This window comes from Nocardia pneumoniae NBRC 100136 (assembly GCF_000308755.1).
Taxonomy (GTDB): Bacteria; Actinomycetota; Actinomycetes; order Mycobacteriales; family Mycobacteriaceae; genus Nocardia; species Nocardia pneumoniae.
This window is the reverse complement of sequence record NZ_BAGF01000041.1, coordinates 17,587-30,773: the sequence shown is the minus strand read 5'-3', so window position 1 is coordinate 30,773 and position 13,187 is coordinate 17,587. Positions and strand designations below refer to the sequence as shown.

Genomic DNA, 13,187 nt, shown 5'->3' with positions numbered 1-13,187 from the left:
ATCTTTGAATTCCAGGCAGAAGTCGCTGAAGCTTCACAAGACTCTTCAACGATACTGTCGAAGGCAGTGCCTTCCGAAAAGGGGTGTTCATGTCCACTGCCGCATCACTGCGTGCCATCGGCCGCCAACTCGACGACCCGGCAAGCCTGGGTCGTGCCCTCGACGAACTGCTCGCCGCACGGACCGAGCCACCGGTCCTGCTCGCCCTCGGCGAGCCCACACACGGGATCGAGGCGTTCCCGTTGCTGCGCAATGAGTTCCTCTCTCACCTCGTCGAACGGGGCTACCGGTCGATCGTGTTGGAAACCGACGCCTTCGCCGCGTCCGTGGTCGACGACTACGCAGGCGGTGCGACGGCGGAGATCGACACGGTGCTCGCGACCGGGTTCAGCCACGGGTTCGGCGCCGTGCCGGGCAACCGCGCACTGGTCGAATGGCTCCGCGCGCACAACGCAGGCCGCGCACTGTCGGACCGGGTTCGCTTCCACGGCTTCGACGCGCCGGTGGAGTACTCCGGTGCGGCGAGCCCGCGCCGCGCACTGTCCGCGGCCACCGACTACCTGCCCGCGGCCCTGCGGCCGGAATCGGCCCGCGACCTCGACGGGCTGCTCGGCGAGGACGCGGACTGGACGAACCAGGCGGCCATGTTCGACCCGGCGGCGTCCATCGGCGACTCCGACCGCGCTCGCGCTCTGCGCATCATCGCCGACGACGTCGCCAGCGCGCTGCGCCGCGCGGCACCCGGCCTGCGTCCGGCCGACCCGATCGGCTACGACCACGCCGCCGCGCACGCGCGCACCGCCCAGGGCCTGCTGCGCTATCACGCCGCCATGGCCAGCCCCGCGCCCGACCGCATCGCGACCTTGCTCAGCCTGCGCGCCGAGATGATGGCCGAGAACCTGCTCGCGATCCTCGCGCAGGAGCAGCGACGCGGGCCGACCCTGGTGTTCGCGCACAACGCCCACCTGCAACGCACGCAGTCCCACAGCCCGGTCCGCGAGGACGAGCTGAGCTGGGGAAGCGCTGGAGCGCTCGTCGCGCTCACCCTCGGCGAGCGCTACGTGTTCCTGGCAACCGACGCCAAGCCGAACAGCGATCCGGACACCCTCCAGGGCGTGTTGGCCGAGGCGACCACCCGCCGCGCCCTGTTCCCGGCACCGGCCCTGCGTGCCGCGCTTCCCCCGTCGATCGGCACGGGCGAACCCATCGTGCCCGGCCACATCCCGCTCAACCCGGCGGATCTGGACGGCGCCGACGCGGTCATCTTCATCGCCGACACCGACGGAAAACGGCATCAGTACTGGTAGCAGCACTCGATGAGGGCCGGACCGCCGAAATCCGCGCCGCCGGACCCGTGTCCGACCGGCCACTGATGACATTCACCGATGCGCCCAGCGGGAATCCGGTCGTCCCGAGCGTAGGCGAACGCGCCGGAGCCGCTGTTGTGGCTGATCACAAGCACGATGCGGAATGCGGCGTCCGAGATCGGGGACGCCCGATGCAACGCACGCGGATTCGACCGGTTGTGGGGAGGCGATCCCGCCAAACGCGAGGTCCGGCATGGTTTCGAGTGTTCCACAGCGACCGTCAGCAGCGCGCAGTGGTTCGTGCCGAATCACGGACTTTCGTCTTCCAGCGGTGCAGGCCATAGGTCGATGCGGGTCAATGGGGTGCGGCCGCTGGGAGGGAGGCCCTCGCGCGGTCCGTGGCTGGCGCGCAGGGCCGAGCGTGCTTGCATCGCACAGTGTTCGGCGTGGCGGGCGGTGGGGTGGCGGCGGCGGGCTTCGGCGAGCCAGCCGGTGGCTTGGCGGAGGGCTTCGGTGCGGGTGAGGGGCGGGTCGGTGGGCAACAGCAAGGTGGCGTGGTCGGGGGCGACGACGATCGCGGAGCCGAGGTGTTGCAAGCAGCGGCCGATGCCGGGGTCGTCGTCGAGGACACGGAAGGCGGTCAGGGCCAGTTGCCAGCAGCGCAGGGCGCGGCGGGGTTCGCCGCGAGCCCACCACAGCACCCCCATGGTCTCGTGCGCCTGGGCGCGTCCGTCGGGGTCTCGGCCGGTGCGAGTGAGGGATTCGGCCAGCTCCAGACGATCCGCGGCGGCGTCGAGCCGTCCCTGCCCGATGTACGCGACGGCCAGGTTGATCAGGGCGCAGACCTCGCCGGAGACGTCGTCGCGGGGCAGCAGCCACCAAGCGGTTTCCAACTGATCGGCCACACCGTCCAGATCCAGCGGTACGGCGGCGAACCCCTTCAGCGCCTGGCGATGTTCCCAGCGAGCGGCCAGGCTCGTCGACAGCCGCCACGGACGGTAGCGTCGCGGCCGCTGGGCAAGCCGATCCGCGCGCAGCATGACGAGATCACGGTTCAGCTCGTCGAGGCCGCGCAGCGCGGACAGATCGGCGGCCACGCCACTCTCGTTCTCCGCCAACCCGATTCGCGCGTGCCACACGTCGAGGGCATCGCCGAGCCGCGTCAGGTGTGCGAGAGCGGCGGCGGGGAAACGCACTCCGGAATTCGCGCACGCGGCCACCAGTGCGCACAGGTATCGTTCCTCGGTTTCGAACCACCGGCGAGCTCCCACGGCGAAGCGCCGCGATTCCAGCGCGATCGCCCAGCGCTCGGCTCGGTCGGCGTAGTGGTGCAGCAAGGCGGTGACCGCGGCGGCCCACCGCGGTCCGGCCGTCACCGTCGCTCGATCCGGCCGCTCGGGCACCTGGCGCACCCGGAAACGCTGCGCTCCGTGCGCGGCCAGGATTCCGCGGCGGCGCAGGTCCTCGAGCTGCGTCGCCGCGGTGGGCACCGACGGTTCGCGGGCCAGCGGCAGCCTGCTCTCGGTGTCGCGAATGGCGTTGAGCACCGCCAGCAGCGCGACGCTTTCGAACTCACGCACGGGCAGGTCTCGTAACACCGTGGCGACGGGGTCGCCGTTCAGTGCGGACACTCGCCACGGTGGGCGCGGATACCGGCGGGGTGCGCGATCGGCCAGCGCGGGACCAGGTTCGACCAGACCCGCGATCAGGTCCATCTCGCGTGCGGTGCGCACCTTCATGCGATACCCGGCGGCGAACCGGTACAGCGCGTACGTCGCCGCCGACGCGATGACCAGCACCGACAGCCAGCGCAGCGTGCCGTTGAGGAACTGGACGAGGGCGTTCTCGCCGAAGGAGTTGACCACGAGGGTGCGCACCAACTCGAACAGCACGGTGTAGGCCACCACTGACGCGGTCCCGAGAAACCCTTGCCACAGCGACGATCTCGGCGTCCCGGTCTGTTCTTCCGCTTCGGAGCGCGGGGTACTCACCGGGCTGCCTCCCTCGCCATGCCGGATGATCCCGGCGACCGGCCCTGACTCATCGCAGCACTCCCCCCGTCAGTCCCGGCACCAGCCAGCGCCGCCACGTCGCCAGCACCAGCGCCACCGGCAACACCGCCGACACCAGCGATCCAGCGGCCAGTTGCGCGGCGTTCTCGTTGAACTGGCGCGCCTCGCCCCACAGCAGCAGTGACCACGGGCTGGCGCCCGCTCCGCTGACGACGAGTCCGATGAAGAAGTCGTTCCACACCTGCACGAATTCCAGCACCGACACCGCCCCCAGCGCGGGTCCCGATGAGGCCAGCACCCGCCGCGCGATCGTGCCCGGACTGGCCAGCCCGTGCAGCGCGTCGGCGGCGGCGCTGCCCGGCGGCGCGAGCAGGGCGCCGCGCAGGACGAGGATCGCGATCGGCAATCCCGCGGCGGCGTGCACCAGGATCAACGGGATTCGCGTCCCGGACAGTTCATTGGCGTCGATGAAGCCGTCGAGCGGCCCGAGATAGGTCTGCGCCGGGATCACCGCGAGCACCACCAGACCCACCACGGCCAGCCGAGCGGCGGGCCCGTGCGGACGCAGCGCGGCCAACCGATAGGCGACCGGCGCCGCGGCGGTCACCACGACAACCGTGACGATTCCGGCCACCCATGCGGTGGTCTGCAGCGAGCGCCACAGTCCGTCGTCGTCCCATACCAGGTCGATCGCGGAGAATCCGAATCCGTCGTGCCCGTGCACGCCGGTGTAGGCGAGCACGCCGATCGGAAACAGCGCCAGCACCGAGACGAGCGCGGTTCCGGCCGCCCGTATCGGACCCATGCGAGGCCGTCCGGCGGTCGAGATCTCGCGGACGGTCGGCCAGTTCGTCCGGTGCCTGCGCACATCGATTTGCAGCAGCCACGCGACCGAGCCCACGAGCACCGCCAGCGGCAGCGCGTAGGCCGCCGCGGCCGCGGTATCGCCGTCGGCGGCCAGCCGCCACCAGTGCACGGTCGCGCTGTTCACCTGATACTCCAGCGCCCCGGGCACCCCGATCAGCACGACGTCGAACACTCGCGCTGCCGCGACCCCGACCCCGAGCCCGGCGATCAGCACGACCGGCCGCAGCAATTCGTACAATCGCACCGCCAGCGGCCTGCCGTCGTCGCCGTACAGATACCTGGCGCGCGCCGGATCGGCTTCGATGGCATGGATTCCCGCCCGGAACAGCCCGGTGAGAAATCCCAGCCAGGTCCACAGGAACGCCGACGCCAGCATCGCCGCAAGCCACCAGCGGTAGGCGCCGACGTCCTCGATACCGAACCAGTGCGCGCCGTGGCCGAAGATCACGCGGAACGCCACACCGGACACGAACGCCGAGATCCCGAACGGCACGATCAGCGGCAACCACAGCCACCGCACCGCCCGCCCCCACCAAGCGATCGCCAGCGCCACACCCAGCAGCGCGATCCCGAATGCCACCCACAGCAAGGTGCGCAGGTAGGCGTCGCGCCCGTTGGTGGTCATAGTGCTGCCCAGCAGCCACACCGCGCCGACCGTCCCCGTGGCGGACGACAGCCAGACGAGAATTCGCTTCCACCCGGGCAGCCGATGACTGAGCGGAACAGGCAGACGGCGGCGCAGCAGGCCGAGACGCAGCAGAACAAGTAGACGGCGGCGAGGCAGGACAGGCAGACGGCGGCGGGGCAGACGCCGACGGAGCAGGACAGGCAGCAGCGCGCTTACGGCGACGATCGCGCACGCGAGCACACCGAACGTATGCGCTCGCGTGGCGAGGAACACCGTCCATCCCGTCGGAACGACCAGCAGCGCCACCGTCAGCACTGTCACCGGCAGCCCTGCCGCCCAGCCGATCCAGCGCCGCGGTCTGCCGCCGGGGACCAGCGGGCCGCGCATGCGGCGCGTGGCCAGCTCGAGGCGCAGTCCGTTGACGGCGAAGTCCGGCAGCGTCATCGGCGCCGCCGCTCGAAGTCGTCCAGTGCGGTGATCGCGCGATCGATCGCCAAGGCCACCGGGGTGGGCGCGCCATCTCCGACGGCGATCAGGAACTCCGTCAGCACCCGCCACAGTCCTTCCCGCCCGCCGACCGCTCCGATGCGATCGGAAAGGTCGAAAGCGCTGCGCGTAGTCAACTCCTGGGCCGAGGGGGCGAGCAGCGGCGAATAGTCGGCCACGGTGCGCAGGTTCGGCGCGAGGAACCCGCCGTAGCGTTCGATCCACGGCAGCGGCGCACGCGCACCGGCCAGTTTCTCGATCAGCTCGTCGGCGCGCCCGCTCGCCTCCCGCGTCACCACCATCACGTCACCGCCGACGATCTTCGGCCGCTCCGACACTGCCGTGATCGACGGAAACGGCGCGACCCCGACCACATCCGGAATCTTGCGGCCGGAGGCGCGTACACCGCTGCGCACGATGGGTTCGGCGAAATCGGGGGCGACGACCGCCGCGGCGCGGCGATGCTCGAACACATCGCGGATGGCGTCGGGGAACTGCCTGGTCAACGCGACTCCGACGCCACCGGGAAAGGCATGGCGGTGTCCCCACAGAACTCCCAGGTGCCCCAACGCCGCCCGCACCGCGGGGTTGTCCCACTCGCGACCGGTTTTCGACGCCAATTCGCCGTAGATCCTGGCAGATTCGGCCAGCAAAGCGTTTTCGAAGAAATCGGTCAGCACCCATCCGTCGGCGGCGGCCAGCGCCAGCAGGCGGATCGGCGACTGCGCCAGCACCTCCATCCGGTTCACCCAGTCCGCGAGGGTCCATGCGGCCGGATCACCGAGATGGTAGGCGGTGAACTGCTGCCGGTCGTACCACACCAGTGACTTGTCGGCGGCCTTGAACGGCACGCCGAAAGGTTTGCCGTCGTAACGCAGTAACTGTTGCCAGTGTTCGGCGTACCGCGTCCCGAGCTCGTCGGTCCACACCGTCTCGGCGACCGGCCGCAGTTCGCGTTTTGCGGCGAGCTCACGCACCCGTCCGGCCTGCGGGAGCATCACCACGTCCGGCGCGGACCGGCCACCGGCGGTGAACGCCGTATCGGTGTTGTCCCCCAGCGGAATCACCTCGACGTCGAACCCTAGGTGCAGTTCATCCACAACGGCGTGGAATGCCGCGAGTTCCGCCCCGCTCCAGGACACCCCGACCCGCACCGCGTCCGCGCTGCCCAACAGCAGATCGGGCGCGCACGCGGCGGCGAGCGGGACGACCATTCCCGCTTGCAGCACCGCTCTGCGCGTCCCCATCGACCCCCGATTGTCCTTGCGTGCCAACCGAACTCGATTATGCGTCACGACGGCGCATCGGTGGGCGAGTTCGCGATCTTCACTGTTGCGGCAAGCAGCGATGACGAGCGCGTGTTGGCGCAGCACGACCCGTCCGGCGGTGCGTCCCACCACAGCGTGGGCATGATTCGCCTGGCGAGCGCTCGACCTGTCGGCCGGTGGTCATCACGGCCGCGGAGGTCCGGAGACCCCAACGCGTGACGCTTGCCACACTCGGTACGTGAGCGTACCGTGAGCCTGGTACACCGGAGTACCACGTGAGGGAGGTGGGCGTATGCCCGCTGCGAAACTGCCCGATGGTCCATCCACGCCGCCGATCGTGCAGAACCTGGAGCTACTGACCGGACGCACCCGGACGTGGCGGCGCATGCAGGATCGCTACGGTTCGGCGTTCACCATCCACATGCCGCGATTCGGGCGGGTGGTCGTGCTGGCCGAGCCCGCCGAGATCAAGGCGCTGTACACCGCGGGCACCGACGTCGCCGACAACATCACCACCAATCTCGGCGAATTCCTCGGCCCCGGTTCACTGTTCGCGCTCACCGGCGCCGAGCACCGCAAGCAGCGCAAGTTGCTCACCCCGCCCTTCCACGGTCGCAGGCTCACCGTGTACGAGGCGCTGATCGAAGAGGAAGCGGTCCGCGAGATGGCGACCTGGCCCTCGGGGCGGGAGTTCGCCACGATGGACTCGATGATGCGGATCACGCTGAACGTGATCCTGCGCGCGGTGTTCGGCGCCGAGGGCGCCGAGTTCGAGCAGCTGCGCGAGCTGCTGCCCAAACTGGTTCTCATCGGGTCGGCGCTGGCCGCGATTCCGGTGCCGAAGGGAATGCTGGGCCGATTCGGCCCGTGGTCCCGGTTCGAGGCCTACCGCCGCCGCTACGACGAGATCGTCGGCAGGCTCATCGACCGCGCCGCCGACGACGAGCGCATCGCCGACCGCGACGACGTGCTGGCGATGATGCTGCAATCCCGGTACGACGACGGCTCCGCCATGAGTCGCGGCGAGATCGCCGACGAACTGCTCACCCTGCTCACCGCCGGTCACGAGACCACGGCGACGACGCTGGCCTGGACGATCGAACGACTGCGCAGGCATCCGGACGTGCTGCGTCGCCTGGTGGCCGAAGCCGACGAGGGCGGTTCCCAACTGCGCGAGGCCACGCTGGTGGAGGTGCAACGCGTCCGGCCGGTGATCGACCTGACGGCACGCACCGTCCGGGCGGACTCGATGCAGCTGGGGCGCTGGACCCTGCCGAAGGGCCAGAACGTGGTGGTCAGCATCCGGCTCATGCACGACAACGAAGACCTCTTCCCGAACGCCCACCGCTTCGACCCCGACCGCTTCGTCGGTGCCCGGCCGGGCACGTTCAGCTGGATTCCCTTCGGCGGCGGTCACCGCCGCTGCATCGGCGCCGCGTTCGCCACGATGGAGATGAACGTCGTCCTGCGCACCCTGCTGCGTGATTTCACGCTGGAACCGACCGACGCCAGCGACGAGCGAGTGCACTTCCGCGGTGTCGCGCTGGTCCCCGCCAAGAAGGGCCGAGCCGTGGTGCATCGCCGCTCACCGCGCGCCACCGTGCCCGCCCGCGATCGCGCCGCCGAGGTGACGGCATGACCGAGCAGTTCGCCGAAGTAGGCCGCGGGATCACCCTGGCCTACGAGCAACTGGGCACCGGCGGCACACCCCTCGTGCTGATCGCCGGGCTGGGCCAGCAATTCCACGACTGGCCCGACGGATTGTGCGAGCTGCTGGTGGCGCGCGGCTACCGCGTCATCCGATTCGACAACCGCGACGCGGGGCGCTCCACACACGCCGGTTTCCCTCCGCCCCGCCCGGTCGAGTTCCTCCGCCGCCGCTGGCATCGCGACCAATACGTGCTCGCCGACCTCGCCGAGGACACCATCGGCCTGCTCGACGCGCTCGAGCTGCCGTCCGCGCATCTGGTCGGCATGTCGATGGGCGGAATGATCGCCCAGACCGTCGCCGCCCGCCATCCCGCGCGCGTCGACTCGCTGACCTCCCTCATGTCCACCACCGGCGCCGACAGAGTGGGAAGGCCAGCGTGGTCGACCTGGCGACTGATGTTCAGTCGGCCAGCACGCGACCGCGCCGAGCACATCGACCGGGCCGTGCGCATGTACCGGCACATCTCCTCGGCCGGATACCCGTTCGACGAGTCCGCCGTCCGCGCGGCGGCGGCCATCACTTGGGATCGTGACCCCGCTCCCGCCGCGGCTGTGGGCCGTCAGCTCGCCGCGATTCTCAAATCCGGCGATAGGACCGGGGAACTGCGGGCCGTCACCGCGCCGACGCTGGTCCTGCACGGTGACCGCGACCTGATGGTCGCCCCGACCGGCGCGGCCGCGACCGCTCGCGCCATTCCGGACGCCCGCCTGCACACCCTCCGCGGGATGGGCCACGACCTGCCCGCCGCCGTGTGGCCGGCACTCGTCGAGCTCATCCACGACCACATCCGCACCGCCGAACCCAGGAGCATCGATGCCCCGCACCGCTAGGCCGCTGTCCGGCCACCCGGTCATGATCACCGGCGCGGCCTCCGGGATCGGCCGCAGCCTGGCCCAGTTGTTGTCGGGCACGGGCTCACCCGTGGCGATCGCCGATATCGACGAAGCCGGACTGAAGGAGACCGCGGCGTCGCTGACCGGCCCGGTACTCACCCGGGTCCTCGACGTGCGGGACGGCGCCGACCAGCGCGCCTTCGCCGACGAGGTCCGCGACTGGCTGCCCGCACCGCTGGCCGCGGTCTTCAACAACGCCGGTGTCGCCCTCGCATCGTCGGTGCTCGACGCCGTCCCCGAGGACGACGAATGGTTGCGGCGGATCAACTTCGACGGCGTCGTCAACGGCACGCGAGCCTTCCTGCCCCTCCTCGTCGAACAGGATCACGGCGTCATCGTCAACACCTCGAGCGTGTTCGGGCTGCTCGGCATGCCCAACCAAAGCGCCTACTGCGCGGCGAAATTCGCGGTCAGAGGGTTCACCGACGCCCTGCGCCAGGAACTGCGCGGCACCGGGGTGTCCGCGGTGAACGTCCATCCCGGCGGCATCCGAACCAACATCGCCCGCAACGCCAGGGTCCACAAGGACCCCGAAGGCCGCGGACGCACCCACGAGCAGATGGCGGCCGAATTCGAGGCCACCACCCTGACCACCCCGGAGAAAGCGGCCGAGATCATCTGCCGCGGAGTCGAACACGGCAAGTCCAGGATCCTGATCGGGCCGGACGCCTACCTGTTCGACATCCTGGCGCGGGTGGCACCCACCCGCTACTACAGCGTGGTCGCACTACTGGAACGCCTGCTGCGTACCAGGCACACCGCAGGAGCACAGTCATGAGTGAACACGTCGATGTCCTGATCGTCGGCGCCGGGCTGTCCGGCATCGGAGCCGCGCACCAGATCCAGGCGGCGTTCCCCGACCGCACCTACGCCATCCTCGAGGCACGCGACGCCATCGGCGGCACCTGGGACCTGTTCCGTTACCCCGGAGTGCGTTCGGACTCCGACATGCACACACTCGGTTACCGATTCCGTCCCTGGACCCAGGCCAAGGCCATCGCCGACGGGCCGTCGATCCTGCGGTACATCCGCGACACCGCCGCCGACGCCGGGATCGATCGGTTCATCCGGTTCGGCCACCGCGTGGTCGAGGCATCCTGGTCGACCGCCGAGTCGCGCTGGACGGTGCGGGCCGAACACGACGGCGCCACCCGCGCCTTCACCTGCCACTTCCTGCTCGTGTGCAGCGGCTACTACCGCTACGACGAGGGCTACACACCCGAGTTCCCTGGTGTCGGCGATTTCCGCGGGCGGCTGGTGCATCCCCAGCACTGGCCCGCCGACCTGGACTACGCGGGCAAGCGGGTGGTCGTCATCGGCAGCGGCGCCACCGCGGTGACCTTGGTACCGGCCATGGCCGACACGGCCGCGCAGGTGACGATGCTGCAACGGTCGCCGACCTACATCCTGCCCGTCCCCTCCGAAGACGCGGTGGCCAACCAGCTGCGGCGACTGCTCGGACCGCGCCGCGCCTACACCCTGGTCCGCTGGAAGAACGTGCTGGTCAGCACGCTGATCTACCAGTTCAGCCAGCGGCGGCCACGGCAGATGCGGAAATTCATCCGCGGCCTGACCGTGAAACAGCTGCCCGACGGCTACGACGTGGACACCCATTTCAAACCGGCCTACCAGCCGTGGGATCAGCGACTGTGCCTGGTACCGGACGGGGATCTGTTCCGGGCCATCCGCGCCGGACGCGCCTCGGTGGTCACCGACCACGTCGACAGATTCACCGCGACCGGGCTGCGCCTGGCATCCGGGCGCGAACTCGACGCCGACATCGTGGTCACCGCAACCGGTCTGCAACTGCTCGCGCTCGGCGGGATGCGGCTGACCGTCGACGGCCGGGAGGTCGCGCTGCCGGACACCATGGCCTACAAGGGGATGATGCTCAGCGGCGTACCCAACTTCGCGTTCACCATCGGCTACACCAACGCGTCCTGGACGCTGAAAGCCGATCTGGTCAGCGAATTCGTCTGCCGACTGCTGCGGCACATGGACGCAGGCGGCTATCACCAGACCACCCCCTGGCCGGAACCGGACGTCGCCCCGGCGCCCCTGCTGGATTTCCAGGCCGGGTATGTGCTGCGGGCCATCGACCGATTCCCCAAAGCCGGATCCCGGGCTCCGTGGCGGTTGGGCATGAGCTACGCCCACGACGTGATCACCCTGCGGTACGGCCGCGTCGACGACGGCAGGATCCGGTTCACCCGGCGAAACCCACCACCCGGCGATGAGGAATTCACCGGGACCGCTGAACCGGGTCACGGCTCCGAACAGGTCACGGCGTGAGACCCGCGGCCGCACGCGGCACACGCACAGCCGAGAGGAGTCACTAACCTGATTCTCGTGACACGTGCCGAGCCCGTACCCCGCACCGCCGCCGCCACCGGCTCGGAATCGGGGTTTCGCCGCCGTCTGCTCGACGGCATGGCCGTCGCGGTGCGCGAACGCGGGTATCAGGACTCCACGGTCGCCGACGTGGTCCGGCACGCCCGCACCTCACGCCGCACCTTCTACGAGCATTTCACCAGCAAACAGGACTGCTTCATCGCGCTGCTGAGCGAGCGTAACAAGGAGACGATCCAGCAGATCGACGCAGCGGTCGACCCGCACCTGCCGTGGCGCACGCAAGTGCGCCAAGCCATCGAGGCGTGGATCCGCACCGCGCAGGACGATCCCTCGATCACGCTCAGCTGGATCCGGGTCGTGCCCGCCCTCGGCGAGGACGCACGGCGGTTGCAGCGCGAGGTCGCCAGAGACTTCATCGCCCTGATCCAGAAGCTCACCGACACACCGGAATTCGCCGCCGCCGGACTGCGGCCACCGTCCCGGCAGCTGGCCACGATCCTCTTCGGCGGATTCCGAGAACTCATCGCGACAACCGTGGAGGACGGCGACGACATCGGCGGCATCGTCGACGTGGCGGTCGAATCCGCGATCGCGCTGGTCGGGCCGCACGTCTAGCCGCCCGTGGCCACGCCGAACGGGCGGCCGCGCTCACCCCTGCTTCGGTCGACCCGGTCGATAGAACCAGTCCGTCAAACTGAAGTCCTCCCGGATCTTCTTCTGCTCCACCAGGAACTGCTTGGTGCCGGTCAGCAACTGGATACCGGCTGGAGAGAAGACCTCGTCCGGGATGTAGGCGGGACGTGCGGTCGCGCGCACGACCGCCTCGGGCGACTTCGACTGCGAGACCTCATAGTTCACGTAGTCGTCCCAGTGTTGCTTCGCGTACCGGTTGGCCTCGACCAGGATCGTCTGCCAGGCGGGACCGAATTCCGGATGGGTGTCCAGGAAGTCCTGGCTGCTGACCGACGAGCTGGTGCCCGCGAGATCGGGGTGGTTGTCCTGGACCGAGTCGACCTGGTGGAAACCCTTGGCCAAGAAAGCCCGGAAGAACGCCGACGGAGCGACGTCGGGCAGCGCCACCGCCGCGATGTCGCCGCTGTTGAGCGGCGCTTCCGCGTCGGTGGCCAGCAGATGGACCAGCTGCGCCTGGATTCCCTCCGCCTTCAGCGCCCCCTGCAGGTAGCGGTCGATATACGAGCCGGACTGCACGCCGATCTTCTTGCCCGCCAGGTCCTTCAGCGTCCGGATCGACGGATCCTTGGCCACCACCCCCGCGTTGTAGTCGACGGCGGCGATGGCCAGCAACCGGGTCTTCAACCCGCTGCCGCGCGCCACGAGGGCGGGCGTGTCGCCGTAGGTGGCGACGTCCAGACGCCCACCCACCAGAGCCTGGTTCAGGTCGGGCCCGTTGGGGAAGCTGTAGACCTCGATATCCTCCACACCCAGCGGCTTCAGCGCGGGCAGCAGCGCGCCACGCTGATGGGCGAAGCCGAGTGGCCCGGTCAGGACGTTGCCGGTGCCGATGGTGCCGATGCGGAGAGTCTTGATCTCGGCGCGGGTCGCCGAGGCGGCGTCATCCGACCCGCAGCCGGTGAGCACCAGCAGCAGAACGGACAAGGCGGCAGACAGGATCAGCCGGAGAATGCGCATGAGTTGCTTTCGT

General features: G+C 69.6%; 10 protein-coding genes. 6 read left to right on the top strand and 4 right to left on the bottom strand.

Going from position 1 to position 13,187, the window contains the following annotated elements; genetic code table 11:
• The first annotated feature begins 89 nt into the window (after positions 1-89).
• Complete coding sequence (locus tag ON34_RS12245; RefSeq protein WP_040778977.1) at positions 90-1,307, top strand: erythromycin esterase family protein; 1,218 nt, start codon at positions 90-92, stop codon at positions 1,305-1,307.
• A gap of 308 nt (positions 1,308-1,615) precedes the next feature.
• Here ON34_RS12245 and ON34_RS12235 read toward each other — a convergent pair whose 3' ends face one another.
• Genes ON34_RS12235 through ON34_RS12225 form a run of 3 tightly spaced genes read right to left on the bottom strand, consistent with a single transcriptional unit; the run spans position 1,616 to position 6,547 of the window.
• Complete coding sequence (locus ON34_RS12235; RefSeq protein ID WP_157172279.1) at positions 1,616-3,298, bottom strand: tetratricopeptide repeat protein; 1,683 nt, start codon at positions 3,296-3,298, stop codon at positions 1,616-1,618.
• A 49-nt stretch (positions 3,299-3,347) separates the two neighbouring features.
• Positions 3,348-5,258, bottom strand: coding sequence for an ABC transporter permease family protein (locus tag ON34_RS12230; RefSeq protein WP_040778643.1), 1,911 nt, complete (start codon positions 5,256-5,258; stop codon positions 3,348-3,350).
• A complete protein-coding gene (locus ON34_RS12225) occupies positions 5,255-6,547 on the bottom strand; it encodes an ABC transporter substrate-binding protein (protein ID WP_040778975.1) in 1,293 nt (430 codons plus the stop codon). Before ON34_RS12225 ends, ON34_RS12230 begins: the two co-directional genes overlap by 4 nt.
• Positions 6,548-6,860: 313 nt before the next feature.
• Here ON34_RS12225 and ON34_RS12220 point away from each other — a divergent pair, with 313 nt between their 5' ends.
• The 5 genes from ON34_RS12220 to ON34_RS12200 are packed head-to-tail and all read left to right on the top strand — an operon-like array spanning position 6,861 to position 12,139.
• Positions 6,861-8,207 carry a cytochrome P450 gene (locus tag ON34_RS12220; RefSeq protein WP_040778641.1) on the top strand — a complete coding sequence of 449 codons (1,347 nt, stop codon included), beginning with the start codon at positions 6,861-6,863 and terminating at the stop codon, positions 8,205-8,207.
• On the top strand, positions 8,204-9,109 hold the full coding sequence (locus tag ON34_RS12215) for an alpha/beta fold hydrolase (protein WP_040778638.1): 906 nt from the start codon (positions 8,204-8,206) through the stop codon (positions 9,107-9,109). Before ON34_RS12220 ends, ON34_RS12215 begins: the two co-directional genes overlap by 4 nt.
• Positions 9,093-9,950 (top strand): SDR family NAD(P)-dependent oxidoreductase, encoded by an 858-nt coding sequence (locus ON34_RS12210; protein ID WP_040778636.1) that lies wholly within the window; start codon positions 9,093-9,095, stop codon positions 9,948-9,950. The genes ON34_RS12215 and ON34_RS12210 overlap by 17 nt, the downstream gene beginning before the upstream one ends.
• Positions 9,947-11,464: a flavin-containing monooxygenase gene (locus tag ON34_RS12205; RefSeq protein ID WP_083889348.1), complete on the top strand. Its 1,518-nt coding sequence runs from the start codon at positions 9,947-9,949 to the stop codon at positions 11,462-11,464. The genes ON34_RS12210 and ON34_RS12205 overlap by 4 nt, the downstream gene beginning before the upstream one ends.
• 57 nt (positions 11,465-11,521) lie before the next feature.
• Positions 11,522-12,139 (top strand): TetR/AcrR family transcriptional regulator, encoded by a 618-nt coding sequence (locus ON34_RS12200; protein WP_245548001.1) that lies wholly within the window; start codon positions 11,522-11,524, stop codon positions 12,137-12,139.
• Between the two features lie 33 nt (positions 12,140-12,172).
• Here the strand turns inward: ON34_RS12200 and ON34_RS12195 are convergent, their stop codons facing one another.
• A complete protein-coding gene (locus ON34_RS12195) occupies positions 12,173-13,174 on the bottom strand; it encodes an ABC transporter substrate-binding protein (protein ID WP_040778628.1) in 1,002 nt (333 codons plus the stop codon).
• Positions 13,175-13,187 lie beyond the last annotated feature (13 nt).